The 20,860-nt window shown below is 72.2% G+C and carries 13 protein-coding genes and 1 tRNA gene; 3 read left to right on the top strand and 11 right to left on the bottom strand.

Features of this window, described 5'->3' with window-relative positions; translation table 11 throughout:
- Window positions 1-187: 187 nt before the first annotated feature.
- Both E6U81_RS16525 and E6U81_RS16530 read left to right on the top strand, forming a co-directional pair.
- Window positions 188-811, top strand: coding sequence for a hypothetical protein (locus E6U81_RS16525; RefSeq protein WP_136230847.1), 624 nt, complete (start codon window positions 188-190; stop codon window positions 809-811).
- The gene (locus tag E6U81_RS16530; RefSeq protein WP_136230848.1) at window positions 808-1,818 is read left to right on the top strand and encodes a hypothetical protein; all 1,011 of its coding nucleotides are present in this window, start codon (window positions 808-810) and stop codon (window positions 1,816-1,818) included. The genes E6U81_RS16525 and E6U81_RS16530 overlap by 4 nt, the downstream gene beginning before the upstream one ends.
- Before the next feature lie 63 nt (window positions 1,819-1,881).
- Here E6U81_RS16530 and E6U81_RS16535 read toward each other — a convergent pair.
- The 11 genes from E6U81_RS16535 to bldG all read right to left on the bottom strand — a co-directional run bounded on the left by E6U81_RS16535 (window position 1,882) and on the right by bldG (window position 18,228).
- Window positions 1,882-1,955 (bottom strand) — tRNA-Thr (locus E6U81_RS16535).
- Between the two features lie 141 nt (window positions 1,956-2,096).
- On the bottom strand, window positions 2,097-2,345 hold the full coding sequence (locus E6U81_RS16540) for a hypothetical protein (protein WP_136230849.1): 249 nt from the start codon (window positions 2,343-2,345) through the stop codon (window positions 2,097-2,099).
- 61 nt (window positions 2,346-2,406) lie between these two features.
- On the bottom strand, window positions 2,407-3,978 hold the full coding sequence (locus E6U81_RS16545) for an alpha/beta hydrolase (RefSeq protein ID WP_136230850.1): 1,572 nt from the start codon (window positions 3,976-3,978) through the stop codon (window positions 2,407-2,409).
- A 206-nt stretch (window positions 3,979-4,184) separates the two neighbouring features.
- Window positions 4,185-5,396 carry a DNA polymerase III subunit delta' gene (locus E6U81_RS16550; RefSeq protein ID WP_136230851.1) on the bottom strand — a complete coding sequence of 404 codons (1,212 nt, stop codon included), beginning with the start codon at window positions 5,394-5,396 and terminating at the stop codon, window positions 4,185-4,187.
- Between the two features lie 71 nt (window positions 5,397-5,467).
- Window positions 5,468-8,737, bottom strand: coding sequence for a dTMP kinase (gene tmk, locus E6U81_RS16555; protein ID WP_136230852.1), 3,270 nt, complete (start codon window positions 8,735-8,737; stop codon window positions 5,468-5,470).
- A gap of 122 nt (window positions 8,738-8,859) precedes the next feature.
- The gene (gene topA, locus E6U81_RS16560) at window positions 8,860-11,685 is read right to left on the bottom strand and encodes a type I DNA topoisomerase (protein WP_136230853.1); all 2,826 of its coding nucleotides are present in this window, start codon (window positions 11,683-11,685) and stop codon (window positions 8,860-8,862) included.
- A 576-nt stretch (window positions 11,686-12,261) separates the two neighbouring features.
- Window positions 12,262-13,803 (bottom strand): methyltransferase, encoded by a 1,542-nt coding sequence (locus E6U81_RS16565; RefSeq protein WP_136230854.1) that lies wholly within the window; start codon window positions 13,801-13,803, stop codon window positions 12,262-12,264.
- Between the two features lie 134 nt (window positions 13,804-13,937).
- Window positions 13,938-14,504, bottom strand: a complete 567-nt coding sequence (locus E6U81_RS16570) for a small secreted protein (protein WP_136230855.1) — start codon at window positions 14,502-14,504, stop codon at window positions 13,938-13,940.
- 162 nt (window positions 14,505-14,666) lie between these two features.
- The gene (locus E6U81_RS16575; RefSeq protein WP_136230856.1) at window positions 14,667-17,066 is read right to left on the bottom strand and encodes a sodium-translocating pyrophosphatase; all 2,400 of its coding nucleotides are present in this window, start codon (window positions 17,064-17,066) and stop codon (window positions 14,667-14,669) included.
- Window positions 17,067-17,323: 257 nt separating this feature from the next.
- Window positions 17,324-17,764 carry an ATP-binding protein gene (locus E6U81_RS16580; protein ID WP_136230857.1) on the bottom strand — a complete coding sequence of 147 codons (441 nt, stop codon included), beginning with the start codon at window positions 17,762-17,764 and terminating at the stop codon, window positions 17,324-17,326.
- A 122-nt stretch (window positions 17,765-17,886) separates the two neighbouring features.
- Window positions 17,887-18,228 (bottom strand): anti-sigma factor antagonist BldG, encoded by a 342-nt coding sequence (bldG, locus tag E6U81_RS16585; RefSeq protein WP_030028781.1) that lies wholly within the window; start codon window positions 18,226-18,228, stop codon window positions 17,887-17,889.
- An 81-nt stretch (window positions 18,229-18,309) separates the two neighbouring features.
- On the opposite strand from bldG, the gene E6U81_RS16590 reads away from it, so the two are divergent.
- Window positions 18,310-20,790 carry a DEAD/DEAH box helicase gene (locus tag E6U81_RS16590; protein ID WP_136230858.1) on the top strand — a complete coding sequence of 827 codons (2,481 nt, stop codon included), beginning with the start codon at window positions 18,310-18,312 and terminating at the stop codon, window positions 20,788-20,790.
- The last annotated feature ends 70 nt before the right edge of the window (window positions 20,791-20,860 follow it).

The following is a 20,860-nucleotide window of genomic DNA, read 5'->3' on the forward strand; positions in this document are numbered from 1 at the left end:
CGAACCCAGAACGAGGAAACCCCGGGCCGGAAGAATCCGACCTGGGGTTTCCAGGTGACCCGCCTTCAGGATTCGAACCCGGGACCTCAGGTGCGCGGTGGTCGTCTGCCTGCTGAGACCGGGGATCGCCCTGTACTGACGGCATGTCATGATGCCCGCACGTACACCGGGCGAGGAGCTTGAGACGATGCTGACGGAGACATCGGGCCGCACAGCCCGGGACCTGGCCGCCGAACTGGAGTACCTGCGGGGGGTGGACTGGGCATCCGTTTGGGCGGGTCCGCCGCAGGGCGGCTCTCCGGAATGCCGCACGTGGTGCGAGCGCTACGGCTGGGAGCCGCAGACGGCCGACCGCAACCTGGTGGTGCACAGCAGGGCCGGCGGCAGGTGGACCTTCGAAGCAGGCGGCAACTGGCATCCCGTACGCCGCCTGACCCACTGGGCGTGGCACCTCAACGCGGACGACGCGTCCGAGAACCCCGGCCTCCTGGTCCGCTCGGCCGACGAGTGGCCCGAGTTCCTCAAGGCAGCCGAAAGCGTGCTGGGGCCTGCGGTCTGGAACGGCGCCTGGGACGCACCGGACTTCCCGGAACCGCCGGAACCGGGGTTCTGGGAGAACCGCGCATACCGCCTCGAAACCCGCACGCCCTACCGCATGGCGTACTGGCAGCCGGTCGGCGACCACCCGGGCCAGGCCTTCATCGTGCTGGTGCAGTCGGTGTCCTTCACGGCGTGGACCGCCGACACGCCCGGTGGTTCGCGGATCCGGCTGACCGTGAACGCCCCTGAAGGCTCACGGAGGAACCCGTGAGGCCCGACGCTCCCCCGACCCCGGCAGAAATAGCCCGGGCCTTTGCCCTCCAGCAGGAACATGCCGCGGCGGAACCACGTGACCAGCAGGCCGGGGCCGCGATAGCCCGCAGGCTGTACGGCGACTACCTGTCGACACTCGATCCGGAGGCGGAAGGGCCCAAGCCGGGTCTTCTGGACTTCATCGAGAGCCTTTCGGCCCAGGAGTCGGTCACCAACGAGGACCGCGGCCCCCATCGCGCCTTCTGGTCCTACGAGTCCCAGCTCGAGGGCGTGGACACACCCGTGCCCAACCGCTTTCTGGCCAAGGCATGTGGCCAGTCGCGCGGCCTGCAGGTGCTGGAGGACACCCCCGCCGGGCACCGACTCAACGGCTACTTCCTCAGCAACGAATTCGTGGTGGATGCGCTCGCCCAGCACTTCGACTTCGATCCGGAGAAGCTGGACGCCACGCACGGTGCCGCCTGGGACACCCTCTCGGACCGATACGCCACCGCAACCGAAGGACTCGTGATCGGGTTCGCCGCCGACATCACCGCGGGCTCAGTCCTCGGCAAGACCGAGATGCCGGCGCTCCTTAAGAACGCCGACGTCGGCAAGGAGGGCATCAAGTTCGCGACGCCGTTGCCTCAGCACGCGCACCTTCCGCCCGACATCAACGCATTCATGGCCCATCCCCCCATCCGCTGCCAACTGCGGATGGGGGACGACGACCCCGGGAGGTCCCCCGAGGAATTCGCCATGAAGCTGCACGCCATCGACGTCCCCGAGGACCAGAAGGAGGCCCATGCGTCGATCGTCGACCGGCTGTCGACGGCCAACTCCTACAAGGAACTGAACCCGACCACCGCCGAGACGAAGCGGAAGGAGCACATGAGTGCCTTCATACCCGGTGTGAACCTGGGCCACGGCGTCATCCGCGCGCCCCGCAGCGTCCTCACCGGCCACGGAGTGAGCGAGCCCGCAACCCCCCGGATCACGCCGAAGCCCTCCGGGATCGAGCACTGACCACCCAGGTAAAGGGCATGAAAAAGCCCCAGGTCACGGCGAGTGAGTCCTGGGGCTGATCCGAGCCGCCTTCGGGATTCGAACCCGAGACCTACGCATTACGAGTGCGTTGCTCTGGCCAACTGAGCTAAGGCGGCACCGCTGGTCAGACAAGTATTCCCTCGAAGAGGTGCTCTCATCAGCAGCGGCGCCAAGTCTACAGGGTCGCGGCGGGTGCACTGAACCACGTTCTTCGAGGGTGAGGCGCAGGTCACGGACCCGGCCGGACGGGCCCGGTGCTACCAGGCCGGGCGCGGGTCCCTCAGGTGCTCCGCAGTCTGCTCCGGCAGCCACGTGTGCCCGGCGTCCGTGCGCCACAGCGAGCCGGGGCTCGGCGCGTACTCCTGGGTCGGAGGGGCCGGCGGGTGGAACCTCTGCGTACCCGGGATGTCCACCTCCACCAGTGCCCCGTCCCGGAACATCCACAGGCCGAAGCAGTCGTCGTCCTCGTACCGTGCCAGCACCAGGACCTGCGCCATTCTGCTCATGGGCCTATCTTCATCGCGTCCGGCCGGGAGCGGGCAACGGATTGCGCGGCCGGCCGGCGGGTCAGCACTTCTTGCCGTCCGCCGGGGGCTTGCCCTCCAGCAGGTAGCGGTTGATCGCGGTGTCGATGCAGTCGCTGCCGCGGCCGTAGGCCGTGTGGCCGTCGCCGTCGTAGGTGAGGAGGGTGCCCGACTCGAGCTGGCCGGCCAGGGACTGCGCCCACTTGTAGGGGGTCGCCGGGTCGCGGGTGGTGCCGACCACCACGATCGGCGCGGCGCCCTTCGCGGTCAGCGGACCCGCCTTGCCCGTGGGCTTCACCGGCCAGTACCCGCAGTTCAACGCCGCCCAGGCCAGGCCCGCGCCGAAGACCGGGGAGGCCTTCTGGAAGGAGGGGAGGGCCGCGTCGACCGCGTCCGGGCCGTTGAAGGCGGCAGGCTGGTCGAGGCAGTTGACGGCGGCGTTCGCGAACATCAGGTTGGCGTACTTCCCGTCCGCCCCGCGCTCGTAGTAGCTGTCGGCCAGGCCCAGCAGGCCCGCCCCGTCGCCGTTCATGGCCGAGGTCAGCGCCTCGCGCAGCTGGGGCCAGGCGTTCTCGTCGTAGAGCGCCGCGATCACCCCGGTCGTCGCGAGCGCCTCGCCGAGCGGGCGCTTGTCGTCGCCGCTGGGCACGGGCTGCGCGTCGAGCTTGCGGAAGAAGTCCTTCAGACGGGCGGCCACCTCCTCGGGGCTGCCCTTGCCCAGCGGGCAGTCGGGCTGCTTCGCGCAGTCCTTGGCGAAGGAGGTGAAGGCCGTCTCGAAGCCCTCGGTCTGGTCCCGGTTGAGGTCGAGCGCCTCGCGCTCGGGGTCCATCGCACCGTCCAGGACCAGCCGGCCGACCCGGTCCGGGAAGAGGTTCGCGTACGTCGCCCCCAGCAGGGTGCCGTAGGAGGCCCCGACGTAGTTCAGCTTCTGGTCGCCGAGCACGGCGCGCAGCAGGTCCATGTCGCGGGCGGCATCCACGGTGGAGACGTGCGGCAGGACCCGCTTCGAGCGGGCCTCGCAGCCCGCCGCGAACTCCTTGAAGGCGGCCACCAGGCGGGCCCGCTCGGCCGCGTCGTCCGGCGTCTGGTCCACCTGGGTGTACTTGTCCATCTCCGGGCCGGTCAGGCACTCGACGGGACTGCTGCGCTGCACGCCGCGCGGGTCGAAGGAGACCATGTCGTACCGGGCGCGCACCGGGGCGGGATACCCGATGCCCGCGTACGCCTGGAGGTAGCCGATGCCGGAGCCGCCGGGGCCTCCCGGGTTGACCACGAGCGAGCCGAGCCGTTTGCCGGGGCCCGTCGCCACCCGGCGGGCCACCGCGATGTCCACGTCCCCGCCGACGCCCGGGTTCGCGTAGTCCAGCGGGGCCTTCATCGTGGAGCACTGGAACCCGGGGACACCGCAGTCGCGCCAGGTCAGCTTCTGCGCGTAGTACGGGCGCATCGCACCGGCGTCGGGAGACGGCGGCACCGAGGCCGTGCCCCCGGCCTCCCCTCTCGCGGACGCGGCGGTCCGGAGCGCCTCCGACCCGCCCGAGGTGCACCCGGAGAGCAGCAGCCCGGCCGCTGCGATCACGGTTCCGGTGGTACGCAGCGCGCGACTGGTGTCCATCCTCGGAGCCTACGTCCTGCCGGCGGGCCCGGGCGGACCCTCTGCTCCGGACGGACCCGGTACGGACCCGGGCCGGATCCGGGCCTTCCGTGGCGCCCGCCGGGCACCGCCCGGACCGGGCCCGCTCCGGGGCGGGTGCGGGCCCGGCGGCCGGTTCGCCCTTACGGGTGAGCCTGCGGGCCGCTGGCGGACCCCGCTCCGCGTAGTCAGCCCGCGCGCAGCGACATCGTCATCGCCTCCACCGCGAGGAGCGGCGCGACGTTGCGGTCGAGGGCGTCGCGGCAGGCGATGATCGCCTCGATCCGGCGCAGGGTCCGCTCCGGCCCGGAGGCCTTCGCGATGCGCTCCAGGTCCTGCCGTATGTCCTCGTTGGCGATGGCGAGGGCCGAGCCGAGCTGGAGGGCCAGGACGTCGCGGTAGAAACCGGTCAGGTCGGTGAGGGCCAGGTCGAGGCTGTCGCGCTGGGTCCTGGTCCGGCGCCGCTTCTGCTTGTCCTCCAGTTCCTTCATGACGCCCGCCGTACCGCGCGGCATCCGCCCGCCCGTCCCGGCGGCGGCGCCCAGGGCGGTGCGGAGCTCCTCGGTCTCCTTGGTGTCGACCTCTTCGGCCATCTGCTTGGCGTCCTCGGCGGCGGCGTCCACCAGCTCCTGGGCGGCCTTGAGGCAGGCTCCGACGTCGTCCACCCGGAGCGGGAGCTTCAGGACCGTCGCCCGGCGCTCCCGGGCCGCCTCGTCGGTGGCCAGCCGGCGGGCGCGGTCGACGTGCCCCTGCGTGGCCCTGGCGGCGGCCAGGGCCGCCGACGGCTCGACGCCGTCGCGCCGCACGAGCATGTCGGCGACGGCCGCGACCGACGGTGTGCTGAGGCTGAGGTGGCGGCAACGGGAGCGGATGGTGGGCAGCACGTCCTCCAGGGAGGGCGAGCACAGCATCCACACCGTCCGGGGCGCGGGCTCCTCGACGGCCTTGAGGACCGCGTTGGCGGACTTCTCGTTCAGCCGCTCGGCGTCCTCGACCAGGATGATCTGCCAACGGCCCGTCGCGGGGGACGTGTAGGACTTGCGGACGGTGTCCCGCATGTCGTCGACGAGGATCTGGCTGCCGACCGCCGCGATGCTGGAGACGTCCGCGTGGGTGCCGACCATCGTGGTGTGGCAGCCGTCGCAGAACCCGCAGCCCGGCTCACCGCCGAGAGCGCGGTCCGGGCTGGTGCACTGCAGAGCCGCGGCGAAGGCCCGGGCGGCGGTGACCCGCCCGGATCCCGGCGGTCCCGTGAAGAGCCAGGCGTGGGTCATCTTCGACGCGGCGGGCGGCGCGGTCCCGTCCGTGACGGCCGTGACCTGCGCATCGGCATCGCGAGCGGCGGCGGCCAGCTGCGTCTGGATCCGCTCCTGGCCCACCAGGTCGTCCCATACGGACATCCCGCCCACCACCTCTCACTCTCCGTGCACCCATTGTGTCGGGCCCCACCGACAATCCCGTACGGCCGCCGTCAGCGGCGGCGGCGCGCTCCGCCTTCGCCCTCGTCGTCCTCGTCGTCGCGGTGGCGGCCCAGCAGCTCGTCCGCCAGCGTCGGCAGGTCGTCGAGCGGGGTCTCCTCCGCCCAGTCCGGGCGGGGACGGCGCGGTCGGCCGTCGTCGTCGACGACCGGCAGTTCCCTCGTCCGGTCGTTGCTCGCGTCCCGGAAGATGCCCGACGGCACCCGGTCGGCCGGGTCCTCCTCGGGGCGCCGGGCCGTCGGCCGCGTGGCGGACCGGGCCTGGCCACCGCTGCCGGAGCCGCTGCCGCTGGCGCTGGCGCTGCCCGGGCGGTTGCCGGAGCCGCTGCCCGCGCCGGAGCCCTGCGGGGCGTCCGGGCGTACGGGCGGCAGCACCGCCGTCTCGTCGGCCGGACGCACCGGCGGCAGCACCGCGGTCTCGTCCACGGCCGATGCCGCCGACGCCGGGTCGACCTTCGGCACCGGGACGGTCTGGGTGACGTCGTCCGGCCGGACGACCCTCTTGACCACCGGGGTCTCGATCGTCACCGCGTCGTCCGGGTGCGGCTCCTTCGTCATGTCGATCCTGGGTGCCGAAGCGGCGGGACCGGTCGCCGGAGCCGACGGGGCCGGAGCCGACGCCTGAGCCGCGGCAGCGGCCTGGGCCTCCGCGGCGGCAGCGGCAGCCGCCGCCTTCGCCGCGGCCTCGGCCGCCGAGGCCTCCACCAGCCGGCGCGCCTCCTCGGCCTTCAGCAGGGCCTCCTCGGCCCGCCGCTGCTTCTCCAGCCGCCGCTCCTCGGCCTCGGCCCGCAGCCGGGCCTCCTCCTCGGCCTGCTTGCGCAGCCGCTCGGCCTCCGCCGCACGCGCCTTCGCCTCGGCCTCCACGCGCAGCCGCTCGGCCTCGGCCCGCGCCCGGGCCTCCTCCTCGGCCCGCAGCCGCTCCTCCTCCGCCTTGCGGGCGGCCTCGGCCTCGGCCTCGATCCGGGCCTCCTCGGCCTCACGGGCCCTGCGCGCTTCCTCCTCGGCCCGCAGCCGCTCCTCTTCCGCCTTGCGGGCCGCCTCTTCCTCGGCCTTGCGCCGCGCCTCCTCCTCGGCGAGGCGCCGAGCCTCCGCCTGCGCGGCCACCTCCGCCTCGGAGAGCGGGAGCATCCGGTCCAGGCGGTGCCGTACGACGGTGGTCACCGAGTCGGGGTCCTGCCCGGCGTCGACCACCAGGTAGCGGCCGGGGTCGGCCGCGGCGAGGGTCAGGAAGCCGGACCGCACCCGCTGGTGGAACTCCGCCGGCTCCGACTCCAGCCGGTCCGGCGCCTCCGTGAACCGCTCCCGCGCCGCCTCCGGCGACACGTCGAGCAGCACGGTCAGATGCGGTACGAGCCCGCTGGTCGCCCAGCGCGAGATCCGGGCGATCTCCGTCGGGGACAGGTCGCGGCCGGCGCCCTGGTAGGCCACCGAGGAGTCGATGTAGCGGTCCGAGATGACAATCGCGCCGCGCTCCAGCGCCGGACGCACCACCGTGTCCACGTGCTCGGCGCGGTCGGCCGCGTACAGCAGCGCCTCGGCGCGGTTCGACAGTCCCGCCGAGGACACGTCGAGCAGGATCGAGCGGAGCCGCTTGCCGACGGGCGTGGCGCCCGGCTCCCGGGTCACGACGACCTCGTGCCCCTTGCCCCGTATCCACTCGGCCAGCGCGTGGACCTGGGTGGACTTGCCGGCTCCGTCGCCGCCTTCCAGCGCGATGAAGAATCCGGTGGCGGCCGGGGCCTGTACGGGCTCCCCACCGCGCAGCGCGTCGCGCAGGTCCCGCCGCAGCGGCACACCGCGCCGGTCGTCGGCCTTGGTGAGCACGACCACGGCGACGGGCAGCAGCAGCGCGCCGACGAACATCAGGGTGAAGGCGGCCCCGCCGTGCGAGAAGACGATCTCGGCTCCGGTGAGCCGGTGCGGGCCGATCAATGCGGCCAGGACGGGCGCGGCGACGGCGCCGACGGCCACGGCCACCCGTACGACCGCCTGGAGGTGCTCGGTGACCCGCGCCCGGCGGAACTCCTCGGTCTCCTGGTCCAGCAGGGTGTGGCCGGTGTTGGCCGCGACGCCCGCCGCGGTGCCGGCGAGGAGCGAGAGGAACAGCACCGTCGCCGTGTCCGGGACGAGGCCGCTCAGCAGCAGCGCGAGGCCGGCCACCGCTATGGCGAGGGCCAGCAGCCGGCGCCGGGACAGGCCGGGCAGCACCTTGCCGGCCTGGGTGGCCCGGATGCCGACGGCGGTGCCGCCGACGAGGGCGAGGACGAACAGTGCGAAGGCGGCCGGGCCGCCGCCCAGGTCGAAGGCGTGCAGGACGGCCACGGCGACGGCGCAGGACACCGCTCCGGCGACCGCGGCGCAGCTCAGGACCAGCAGCGGGACGGCGCCGGTACGGCCCTTGTCCGGCCGGTCGCCCGCCTTGGGGGCGCGCAGGCCCTCCAGCGGGGAACGCGGCCGCGGGGTCGCCCCGGTGGGCAGCACCAGCGGGAGCAGCAGCGAGACCGAAGCGGCGAAGAGGCCGGCGGCCACGTACGAGCCGAGGGCGGCCTGGTTCGCGGCGAACCAGTCCACGCCGAGGCCGAGGGCCTTGCCGACGAGGGTCGCGGCGAGCAGGGCGGCCGCCGCGACGGGCAGCGCCGCGAAGGCCGTACGCAGGGTCAGGCGCCGCAGGGCGTCCATGTGGTCCGGGAGCGGCCGTACGGTGGCCCCCTCCGGCGGCGGCTCGGGCAGCAGGGCGGGCGCCGCGCTCTCCTTGGCCAGCGTCCACAGCCGTTCGGCGGCACCGGCCACGAAGACGGTGGCCAGCAGCGCGGTGAGCGCGTGGGCCGGGATCCAGTCGAGCCACAGCGGGGCGACGACGAAGAGCCCGAGGCGGACCCCGTCGGCTCCGATCATCGTCCAGCGGCGGTCCAGCTTGCCGCCGGCGCCGAGGAGACCGGCCAGCGGGCCGAGCAGGACCGCGCCGAAGAGCAGCGTGGCGAGGATCCGGACGCCGAAGACGGCGGCGACGGCGAGGGCCGCACCGCGGTATCCGCCGCCGAAGGCCCCTTCGGTGGCCGCCGCCTGAAGGGCCAGCAGAACCAGCACCAGCAGGGCGAGGGCATCACCGATGCCGCTCACCAACTGGGCGCTCCACAGGCGGCGCAGCCGGGGGGTGCGCAGCAGTGCGCGCACCGCACGCTCGCGGGAATCCGCGGCTAGGGCTTCGTCGTAGGTGGGGTTCGCCGGGGCGGTCACGACCGCCGGCTGCTCGGCTCGCGTCATCCGCCCAGCCTATCCGCTGCGCCTGGCGGCTGCGGAGGCCTGTGGACAAGCGCGGGTGTGACCCCCGACCCACCTTCGGGAAGCACGAGAGCCCCACGCGTGGCGTGGGGCTCTCGTCGCGACTACTCGTCCGCCGGGGCGGCGGCCGTCTTCTTGGCCGCGGTCTTCTTCGCGACGGTCTTCTTGGCGACCGTCTTCTTGGCGGTCGTCGTCTTGGCCGCCGTCTTCTTCGCGGCCGCGGTCTTCGTCGCGGTCGCCTTCTTCGCCGGGGCCTTCTTGGCGGCGGCCTTCTTCGCCGTCTTCTTGGCCGGGCCCTTCGCGCGCTTCTCCGCGAGCAGCTCGAAGCCCCGCTCCGGCGTGATCGTCTCGACGTCGTCGTCCCGCCGCAGCGTCGCGTTCGTCTCGCCGTCCGTCACGTACGGGCCGAAGCGGCCGTCCTTGACCACGACCGGCTTCTCGCTGACCGGGTCGGTGCCCAGCTCCTTCAGCGGCGGCTTGGCCGCGGCGCGGCCCCGCTGCTTGGGCTGCGCGTAGATGGCCAGGGCCTCGTCGAGCGTGATCGTGAAGAGCTGGTCCTCGGTCTCCAGCGACCTCGAGTCCGTGCCCTTCTTCAGGTACGGGCCGTAGCGGCCGTTCTGGGCCGTGATCTCCACGCCCTCCGCGTCCGCGCCGACGGTGCGCGGCAGCGACATCAGCTTCAGCGCCTCGTCGAGGGTGACCGTGTCCAGGCTCATCGTCTTGAAGAGCGAGGCCGTGCGCGCCTTGACCGCGTTCTTGCCGGTCTTCGGCGTGCCCTCGGGCAGGATCTCCGTCACGTACGGGCCGTAGCGGCCGTCCTTGGCGACGATCTCGTTGCCGCTGACCGGGTCCTTGCCGAGCTCGAACTCGCCGCTCGGCTTCGCGAACAGCTCCTCCGCGTAGGCGACCGTCAGCTCGTCCGGAGCCATGTCGTCGGGGATGTCGGCGCGCTGGTGGCCCTCGGAGTCCTTCTCGCCCCGCTCCACGTACGGGCCGTAGCGGCCGACGCGCAGCACGATGCCCTCGCCGACCGGGAAGGAGGAGATCTCCCGGGCGTCGATCGCGCCCAGGTCCGTGACCAGCTCCTTCAGGCCGCCGAGGTGGTCGCCGTCGGCCGGCACGACCTCGGTGGCGTCCTCGGAGCCGAAGTAGAACCGCTTGAGCCACGGCACGGACTGGGCCTCGCCCCGCGCGATGCGGTCGAGGTCGTCCTCCATCTTCGCGGTGAAGTCGTAGTCGACGAGCCGCCCGAAGTGCTTCTCCAGCAGGTTCACCACGGCGAACGAGAGGAAGGAGGGGACGAGCGCGGTGCCCTTCTTGAAGACGTAGCCGCGGTCGAGGATCGTGCCGATGATCGACGCGTACGTCGACGGCCGGCCGATCTCGCGCTCTTCGAGCTCCTTGACCAGCGAGGCCTCGGTGTAGCGGGCCGGCGGCTTGGTCGCGTGGCCGTCCGCCGTGATCTCCTCGGCGGACAGCGCGTCGCCCTCCGCGACCTGCGGCAGGCGCCGCTCGCGGTCGTCGAGCTCGGCGTTCGGGTCGTCCGCGCCCTCGACGTACGCCTTCATGAAGCCGTGGAAGGTGATCGTCTTGCCGGACGCGCTGAACTCGGCGTCGCGGCCGTCCGAGGCGCGGCCGCCGATCTTGACGGTGACGCTGTTGCCGGTCGCGTCCTTCATCTGGGAGGCGACGGTGCGCTTCCAGATCAGTTCGTACAGGCGGAACTGGTCCCCGGTCAGGCCCGTCTCGGCCGGGGTGCGGAAACGATCACCCGAAGGACGGATCGCCTCGTGCGCCTCCTGCGCGTTCTTGACCTTGCCCGCGTAGACGCGCGGCTTCTCCGGCAGGTAGTCGGCCCCGTAGAGCTGGGTGACCTGCGCCCGGGCGGCCGACACCGCGGTGTCGGACAGCGTGGTGGAGTCCGTACGCATGTAGGTGATGAAGCCGTTCTCGTACAGCTTCTGCGCCACCTGCATCGTCGCCTTCGCACCGAAGCCCAGCTTGCGCGAGGCCTCCTGCTGGAGCGTCGTCGTACGGAAGGGGGCGTACGGGGAACGGCGGTACGGCTTGGACTCGACCGACCGGACGGCGAAGGCGGTGTCGGCGAGCGCGGCGGCCAGTGCCCTGGCGTTCGCCTCGTCGAGGTGCAGCACCTCGCTCTTGAGCCGGCCGTTGGCGCCGAAGTCGCGGCCCTGTGCCACGCGCTTGCCGTCCACCGAGTTCAGGCGGGCGACCAGCGACGACGGGTCGGAGGGGTCCCCGGCGCGGCCGGTGGAGAAGGTTCCGGTCAGGTCCCAGTACTCGGCGGAGCGGAAGGCGATGCGCTCGCGCTCCCGCTCGACGACGAGGCGGGTCGCCACCGACTGGACGCGGCCTGCCGACAGGCGCGGCATGACCTTCTTCCACAGGACCGGCGAGACCTCGTAGCCGTAGAGGCGGTCGAGGATACGGCGGGTCTCCTGGGCGTCGACCATGCGCTGGTTCAGCTCGCGCGGGTTGGCGACGGCGGCGCGGATCGCGTCCTTGGTGATCTCGTGGAAGACCATCCGGTGGACGGGGACCTTGGGCTTGAGGACTTCCTGCAGGTGCCACGCGATGGCTTCGCCCTCGCGGTCCTCATCGGTGGCGAGGAAGAGTTCGTCGGACTCGGCCAGCAGCTCCTTGAGCTTGCGGACCTGGGCCTTCTTGTCGGCATTGACGACGTAGATCGGCTGGAAGTCGTGCTCGACGTCCACTCCGAGGCGGCGGACCTCACCGGTGTACTTGTCGGGAACCTCGGCCGCGCCGTTCGGGAGGTCGCGGATGTGCCCGACGCTCGCCTCGACGACGTATCCCGGGCCGAGGTAGCCCTTGATCGTCTTCGCCTTGGCAGGGGACTCGACGATGACGAGTCGGCGGCCGCCCTTTGCGGTCTCGCTAGTCGGGGACAACTTGGCTCTTCTCTCCGGTCGGCACTCGGTCGCAGTACGGCGACGCTGCGGAGTGTGACGGTACAACCCGCCCCCGTGTCAAACGGCACAAGCCCGCAACGGCCACTCGAACGGTAACCCGACAAGTGCCGTTTCTGCCGCCCGGATGCCGCGCCGGACCCTTCCCGATCACCGGGCCGGGTGGCCGCGGGGCCGTCTGGCCCCGCACCCGCACCCCGTCCCGCACCGGGTTTCGGGGCCGGTGCGGCGACCGCCGGCGCACCCCTCGCGGCGGCGTCGGAGCGGCTCGGCGCGCCAGGTCCCCGAAGGCCGGAGAGGCTTCGCCGGGGAAGCGGAAGCCGTGGTTCGACCGTGACGGGGCGCGCATTCTCGACCACCGGCGCACGGCGGCCGGCGCACGCTCCCGTCCAGGCCTGCAGAGCGGCCCCGAACAGCGGGAACACGGCCTCCGCGAAGATCGCCGGACCGCATTCCGCGCCGTTCCCCTCACCCCCGGGCCACTCTCGGGACCCCCCGGACCCCGCTGTACAGCACGCTGCCAGCCGTGGGGATACGCCGGGCGAACCCAGGGTTACATCACGGTGCCGGCTGCGGCCCGGGGCCCGCCACGGGCTCCAGGAAGCCCTGCTCGACCAGCAGCCTGATGGCCTCGGGAGTCCGGTCCCGCAGCACGACGGGGTCCTCCTGCATCAGCTGCGCGATCGCGTCCAGGATCCGCCCGGCGCTCAGTGAGCCGTCACACACTCCCGCGAAGCCCGCGCCGACCGTGTCGACCTTCGTGGCGCGCCGCATTCCGCGGTTCTGCCGGAGCACGACGTGTTCCGGGTCCTCCGCGCCGGGCGAGCCGACCTGCTCCTGGACCACTTCCTCGACCAGCACGAAGCGGGCCTCCAGCAGGGCCGCGTCGTCGTGCTGGCGCAGGTAGTCCTGACGGGCGAAGTGGGCGAGGACGGACTCGCCGAGCGGCTGCTCCACCGTGTGCGGCCACTCCTCGACCACGATCGAGGGCTCGGCCGCGTCCGTCCGGCGCAAGGTGATCCATCCGAAGCCGACGCTCTTGGTCTTGCGCGCCTCGAACTCGTCCAGCCAGTCCTCGTAGCGCTGCGCGTACGCGTCGGGGTCGTCGCGGTGGTCGCCCGCGTCGCGCAGCCACAGCTCCGCGTACTGCGTGACGTCCTGCACGTCGCGCTGGACGATCCAGGCGTCGCAGCCGCGCGGCACCCAGGAGCGGAGCCTGTCGTGCCAGTCCTCGCCCTCCACGTGCTGCCAGTTGCCGAGGAACTGCGCGTACCCGCCGGGGTTGAGCCGCGCGCCCGCCTCCTGGACCAGGGTCCGGCACAGGTCGTCGCCGCCCATTCCGCCGTCTCGGTACGTCAGCCGGGCGCCCGGGGAGATCACGAACGGCGGGTTCGACACGATCAGGTCGTACGTCGCCCCGCCGACCGGCTCGAAGAGCGAGCCGGTGAGGAGCTCGGCCTCCGGCGCCCCGGAGAGGGCCAGCGTCAAACGGGTGAATCCGAGGGCCCTGGGGTTGACGTCGGTGGCGGTGACCCGCGTCGCGTGCCGGGTGGCGTGCAGCGCCTGGATGCCCGAGCCGGTGCCGACGTCGAGGGCGGAGCCGACCGGGGTGCGCACGGTGATCCCGGCCAGGGTGGTGGAGGCTCCGCCGACGCCGAGGACGACGCCCTCCTCCCGGCTGCCGATCCCGCCGGCCCCGCCGACGGCGCAGCCGAGGTCCGAGACGATGAACCAGTCCTCGCCGTCGGGGCCGCCGTACGGCCGCACGTCGACGGTCGCGTGCACGGTGTCCTCGCCGTCGGCGGCATCCTCGCGCCGCAGCCAGCCGTCGGCCAGGGCGGCCTCGACGGGCATCGCCGTCGCGGCGTGCACGTACGGCACGGGCTGCTGGAGCAGGAACAGCCGGACCAGGGTCGCGAGCGGGCCGTCGCCGCCGCCCCGGGTGGCGCGCAGGGCGGGGACGGTCTCACTGCGGGCCAGCGCGGCGTAGGCGGGGGCGCCGAGCAGGTCGAGCAGCCCGTCGGCGGTGAAGCCGGCGGCCAGCATCGCGCTGCGGAGCTCGGCGGCGTGGTCGGGGGTGGGGAGGCTGGTGGTACTCACCCGTCCATTGTGTCCGCTGGGGCCCGTCGCGCCGGTCACCGCGGGCCCGGATGCACGAAAGGACGGCCGGGCTCCCTTGCGGGAGCCCGGCCGCCCGGGTCCTCGTACGACGCGGTACGCGCCCTGCGGGGCGGCTACTTGGGCGACGCCGAGGTCGCCGCGACCTGGCAGCCCTTCTGGCTGTTGATGGCCTTGTCGAGGCCGCCCGCGTTGAGCGTGGCGAGGGCGTCCTGACCGCCCTTCGTCGCCTCCTGCAGACCGCCCGCGACCTCCTTGAGGCCGTCGGCGAACTTCGTCTGGTCCGCGGGGTCGAGGGCGTCCATCTTGGCCTTCAGGTCGGCGTATCCCTTCGAGGTCGACTCGAAGCCCTTCACCGCCGCCTCCTGGGTCGTGGCGCCGTTCTTGACCGGCGGCACGCCCGCCTGCTGCAGGGCGCTGCCCATCGTCTTGTACGACTCCGACATGGTCGCGAAGGCCGCCGCGTCGGTCTGCTTGACCTCGTCGGGCTTGCTGCTCTCCGTGGCCACGCGCTTGATGTCGGCGTTGGCTGTCTCGATCTTCTTGAGTTCGGGCTGCCACTGGTCGCAGACCTTCTTGGCCCAGGCGTTGGCCTTCTCGTCGCCGTCGTCCCCGCCGCACCCGGACAGGACGAGCATCAGCACCGCACTGCCCGACAACGCGGCCGCAAGCTTCTTGTTCACCGGATTGGTCCCTTCGAAGGCTCTCGGCCCGGAAGATACACGCCTGCCCTCCGAGGACGCACAAAGGCGGACAGACGGCGCGTCAGTCCGCGCCGCCTGTCCGCCGTTCGGGCGCACGGCCGGCCCTGCCCGGCCCGCCCCGTCCTTCGGCCGGGGCCTCGGTCAGGAGACCGTCGCCGGGTCGGCCGACTGGGCCACCCGCTCGGCCGTCCCGTCGTTCTCGTCGCCCACGGCGATGCCGCGGCGCTTGGAGATGTACACCGCGCCGATGATGACGCCGATCGCGAGGACCGCGACGATCGCCCGTACGGTCGGGCTGGTGTCCGCGCCGTAGCTGAACTGCACGACGGCGGGAGCGATCAGCAGCGCCACCAGGTTCATGACCTTGAGCAGCGGGTTGATCGCGGGACCGGCGGTGTCCTTGAACGGGTCGCCGACCGTGTCGCCGATGACGACCGCCGCATGGGCCTCGCTGCCCTTGCCGCCGTGGTGGCCGTCCTCGACCAGCTTCTTCGCGTTGTCCCACGCGCCGCCGGAGTTGGCGAGGAAGACCGCCATCAGCGTGCCCGTGCCGATGGCGCCGGCGAGGAAGGACCCGAGGGCGCCCACACCGAGGCTGAAGCCGACCGCGATCGGCGTCAGGACGGCGAGCAGGCCGGGCGTGGCGAGCTCGCGCAGCGCGTCCTTGGTGCAGATGTCGACGACGCGCCCGTACTCGGGCTTCTCGCTGTAGTCCATGATCCCGGGGTGCTCGCGGAACTGGCGGCGCACCTCGTAGACCACCGCGCCCGCGGAGCGGGAGACGGCGTTGATGGCGAGTCCGGAGAACAGGAAGACCACGGCCGCGCCCAGGATCAGCCCGACGAGGTTGTTGGGCTGTGCGATGTCCAGGCTGAGGTTCAGCTCCCCGGCCTTGGCGCCGACTTCCTTGACCGCGACGGCGATCGCGTCGTTGTACGAGCCGAAGAGCGCGGCGGCGGCCAGCACGGCCGTCGCGATGGCGATGCCCTTGGTGATGGCCTTGGTGGTGTTGCCGACGGCGTCCAGGTCGGTCAGGACCTGCGCGCCGGCGCCCTCGACGTCGCCGGACATCTCGGCGATGCCCTGGGCGTTGTCGGAGACCGGGCCGAAGGTGTCCATGGCGACGATGACGCCGACGGTGGTGAGCAGGCCGGTACCGGCCAGGGCCACCGCGAAGAGCGCGAGCAGGATCGACGTACCGCCGAGCAGGAACGCCCCGTAGACGCCGAGGCCGATGAGCAGCGCCGTGTAGACGGCGGACTCCAGGCCGACGGAGATGCCGGCGAGGACGACGGTGGCCGCACCGGTCAGGGAGGACTTGCCGATGTCCCGGACGGGACGGCGGTTGGTCTCCGTGAAGTAGCCGGTCAGCTGCTGGATCAGGGCTGCCAGCACGATGCCGATGGCGACCGCGACGACGGCCAGGACGCGCGGGTCACCGGAGTGGTTGGTGATCGCCGCGTTCTCGACGCCGACGAGGTCCTTGTAGCTGGACGGCAGGTAGGCGTAGACGGCGATCGCCACCAGCACCAGGGAGATCACGGCCGAGATGAAGAAGCCGCGGTTGATGGCGGTCATGCCGCTGCGGTCGCTGCGGCGCGGGGAGACCGCGAAGATGCCGATCATCGCGGTGACGACGCCGATGGCGGGAACGATCAGCGGGAAGGCCAGGCCCAGGTCGCCGAAGGCGGCCTTGCCGAGGATGAGCGCGGCCACGAGGGTGACGGCGTAGGACTCGAAGAGGTCCGCCGCCATTCCGGCGCAGTCTCCGACGTTGTCGCCCACGTTGTCGGCGATGGTCGCGGCATTGCGCGGGTCGTCCTCCGGAATGCCCTGTTCGACCTTGCCGACCAGGTCGGCGCCGACGTCGGCGGCCTTGGTGAAGATTCCGCCGCCCACGCGCATGAACATCGCGATCAGGGCGGCTCCGAGACCGAAGCCCTCCAGGACCTTGGGGGCGTCCGCGGCGTAGACCAGGACGACGCAGGAGGCGCCGAAGAGGCCGAGGCCGACGGTGAACATGCCGACCACGCCACCCGTGCGGAAGGCGATCTTCATCGCCTGGTGGGAGACCTCGGTCAGGTCCTTGGCGGGCTCCCCCTCGGCCGGGGTGGCCTGGCGTGCGGCGGCGGCGACGCGCACGTTGGCGCGGACCGCGAGGCGCATGCCGATGTAGCCGGTGGCCGCCGAGAAGATGGCGCCGACGAGGAAGAAGGCGGAACGCCCCGCCCGCTGGTTCCAGTCGTCGGCGGGGAGCAGGAAGAGCAGGAAGAAGACCACGACGGCGAAGATGCCGAGGGTGCGCAGCTGCCGGCCGAGGTAGGCGTTGGCGCCTTCCTGGACGGCGGCAGCGATCTTCTTCATGCTGTCGGTGCCCTCGTCGGCGGCGAGGACCTGGCGGACCAGGATCTGCGCGACGACGAGTGCGGCGAGTGCGACGGCCGCAATGACCATCACGATGAGCCGATTGTCATCGGTGAGTACTGCGGATGCCAGATCAGCGGTGCTATCCGGCGCGAGAGGGGTGAAGAGCCCCGTCATTCGTCCTCCTTGACGTGATGAGCTCAAGATGTGGACGGATTGTAGGGAGCACACCCCGATCAAAACAGTGCGCAGGAAACGTAATTGGCGTGCTCCTGCTCCTCAGCAATAGATCGCGTCACTCCATTACCCTCGAAAGAAGTAATGGGGCAAAGGCATTGACGGATGCTCATTGATCTAGGGAAATGAAAAAGGCCCTGCTCAGCAGGGCCTTGATAAAGATCAGAAGATAGGAGGGAATGCGCGCGCCGTGGATCTCAAGGAAGGTCGGAGGACCCCGAGACGGGCCACCTCATCCGGATGGTCCCGCCCGATTCCCCACTGGTCACCTCGACGTCGTCGACGAGCCCGCTGATCACCGCGAGCCCCATCTCGTCCTCGGTGTCCCCGTCGGACTCCTGGACCGCGGCCATGCCGGACACGGTGTCGGCCGGGATCCCGCTCGGGCCGGGAACCTCGTCACCGACCTCGATGGAGAACGTCTTGTCCTCTTCGGTCAGCACCACCCGGACGGGCGCGGTCAGCCCGTTGCTCCGGTGGAGTCCGACGGCACGCGAACAGGCTTCGCCCACGGCGAGGCGGACCTCGTCGAGGACGGCTTCCTCCACGCCGGCCCTGCGCGCCACGGCGGCCGCGACCAGGCGGGCCGTCCGGACGTGTTCGGGCTGGGCGCTGAAGCGCAGTTCAACGGTGGCCATGCGCGTCCCCCTCGGACTACGGGCGTGCCTTGACAGGGGCCCGGGCCATCCATGGCCCGGTACCCCCGCTCTCCTTGCCGGCCCCCAGCTGCCCGGAGACTGCCGGGGGCCGCCTGGAGCCGTCAGTCGGTGGCGTTGACGGCGTCGTCCACCGTGGTGTGGATCGGGAACACCTTGGTCAGACCGGTGATGCGGAAGATCTTCAGAATGCGCTCCTGGTTGCACACCAGGCGGAGCGAACCCTCGTGCGCGCGGACGCGCTTGAGACCTCCCACGAGCACACCCAGTCCGGTGGAGTCGAGGAAGTCCACTCGCTCCATGTCGACGACCAGGTGGTAGCTGCCGTCGTTCACCAACTCGACCAACTGCTCGCGCAGCTTGGGCGCGGTATACACATCAATCTCGCCACCGACCTCCACGACCGTACGGTCGCCGACAGTGCGAGTCGACAGGGACAGGTCCACGGATCCTCCAGCACCTTGCTATCGAGCGGCGCCCCCCAGGGGCCTCCCCACCCGAAGGTAGGTGAGGGATTGGCTGCCGCAATGGCATTCAATCACTTACCGGCAGGCGCGCACGACGCCTTCCGACCATTGTCCCGCACGCCGGTGACACACTCGGTTCCGATGGCCAACACTCACGGTCCCGGACGGCCCACGGCAGACGCGGACTCCCGACCCACCCCCGGCACGGTCCTGGACCGCCTGTCACGGGGGCCTTTCCGGTCTGCGCGCATCACCCATACGGAGCACTTGCCCCCTCGGGAGGGCCGTCATGCAGTCTGGCCCGACCGCATCCGAACGGATGTAGTAGCCGCGATCCAGTCCGCCGGGATCGACCATCCGTGGGAACACCAGGCCGCGGCCGCCGAACACGCTTTGGACGGCGAGTCCGTGGTCGTGGCCACCGGCACCGCCTCGGGCAAGTCCCTGGCCTACCTCGCCCCGGTCCTCTCGGCCCTCGCGGACGGCGCACAGGCGCCGAACGGAAGGGGCGCGACCGCCCTGTACCTGGCCCCCACCAAGGCCCTGGCGGCCGACCAGCGGCGCGCCGTACGGGCCCTGGCCGCCCCCCTGGGCAACGCCGTCCGCCCCGCGGTCTACGACGGGGACACGCCCGTCGAGGAGCGCGAATGGGTGCGCCAGTACGCGAACTACGTCCTGACCAACCCCGACATGCTGCACCGCGGGATCCTCCCGGCCCACCCGCGCTGGTCCTCCTTCCTGCGCGCGCTGCGCTACGTGGTGATCGACGAGTGCCACACCTACCGCGGCGTATTCGGCTCCCACGTGGCCCAGGTCCTGCGCCGGCTGCGGCGGCTGTGCGCCCGCTACGGCTCCGATCCGGTATTCCTGCTGGCCTCCGCGACCGCCAGCGACCCGGCGGCCGCCGCGTCCCGGCTGACCGGGCTACCGGTGACGGAGATCACCGACGACGCCTCACCGCGCGGCGAGGTGGTCTTCGCCCTGTGGGAGCCCCCGCTGCTCACCGAGCTGCGGGGCGAGAAGGGCGCTCCCGTACGCCGTACGGCCACCGCGGAGACCGCCGACCTGCTGACCGACCTGGTGGTCCAGGGCGTCCGCACGGTCGCCTTCGTGCGCTCCCGGCGCGGCGCCGAGCTGATCTCCGTGATCACGCAGGAACGCCTCGCGGAGGTGGACCGGTCCCTGCCCCGGCGGGTCGCGGCCTACCGGGGCGGCTACCTGCCCGAGGAGCGCCGGGCCCTGGAGCGGGCCCTGCACTCCGGCGAGCTGCTGGGACTGGCCGCCACGACCGCCCTGGAGCTGGGCGTGGACGTCTCCGGCCTGGACGCCGTACTGATCACCGGGTACCCGGGCACGCGGGCCTCCCTGTGGCAGCAGGCGGGCCGGGCGGGGCGCTCGGGCCAGGGCGCGCTGGCCGTGCTGATCGCCCGGGACGATCCGCTCGACACCTACCTGGTCCACCATCCGGAAGCGCTGTTCCGCCAACCGGTGGAAGCCACCGTCCTGGACCCCGACAACCCGTACGTCCTCGCCCCCCACCTGTGCGCGGCCGCGGAGGAGCTCCCGCTGACCGAAGCGGACCTGGAGCTCTTCGGCCCGGCCACCGAGGAGCTCCTCCCCCAGCTCGAGGCGGCGAAGCTGCTGCGCCGCCGGGCGGCCGGCTGGCACTGGACCCGCCGGGAGCGGGCCTCGGACCTCACCGACATCCGGGGCGGCGGCGGCCGCCCGGTGCAGATCGTCGAAGCCTCCACCGGCCGGCTGCTGGGCACGGTCGACGAGTCGGCGGCCCACACCGCCGTCCACGAGGGGGCCGTCCACCTCCACCAGGGCCGTACGTATCTGGTGCGGCACCTGGACCTGGAGGGCTCGGCGGCCCTCGTGGAAGCGGCGGACCCGCCGTTCTCCACCACGGCCCGTGACACCACCTCCATCTCCATCCTGGAAACCGAGACCGAGATCCCCTGGGGCTCGGCCCGGCTCTGCTTCGGCTCCGTGGAGGTGACCAACCAGGTCGTCTCCTACCTGCGCCGCAAACTGATCACCGGCGAGGTCCTCGGCGAGGCCAAGCTGGACCTGCCGCCCCGCACCCTGCGCACCAGGGCCGTCTGGTGGACGGTGACCGAGGACCAGCTCGACGAGGCCCGGATCAACCCCGAGATCCTCGGCGGCGCCCTGCACGCCGCGGAACACGCCTCCATCGGCATGCTCCCGCTGTTCGCCACCTGCGACCGCTGGGACATCGGCGGCGTGTCCGTGCCGCTGCATCCCGACACCCTCCTCCCCACGGTCTTCGTCTACGACGGCCACCCCGGCGGCGCCGGGTTCGCGGAGCGGGCCTTCCACACGGCCCGCGCCTGGCTGACGGCCACCCGCGACGCCATCGCCGCCTGCGAGTGCGAGGCCGGCTGCCCCTCCTGCATCCAGTCCCCCAAGTGCGGCAACGGCAACGACCCCCTCCACAAGCGCGGCGCCATCCGCCTCCTCACCCGCCTCCTCTCCGAATCCCCGCAGATCCCGCAGGCCCCGTCCGCCGCGCCCTGACCGCCCCGGACCGAACCCCACGGCCGAGCCACCGCCCGGCGCCGAACACCGCACAGACCCCACCCCGGCC

The organism is Streptomyces sp. A0592 (genome assembly GCF_004795115.1).
GTDB lineage: Bacteria > Actinomycetota > Actinomycetes > Streptomycetales > Streptomycetaceae > Streptomyces > Streptomyces erythrochromogenes.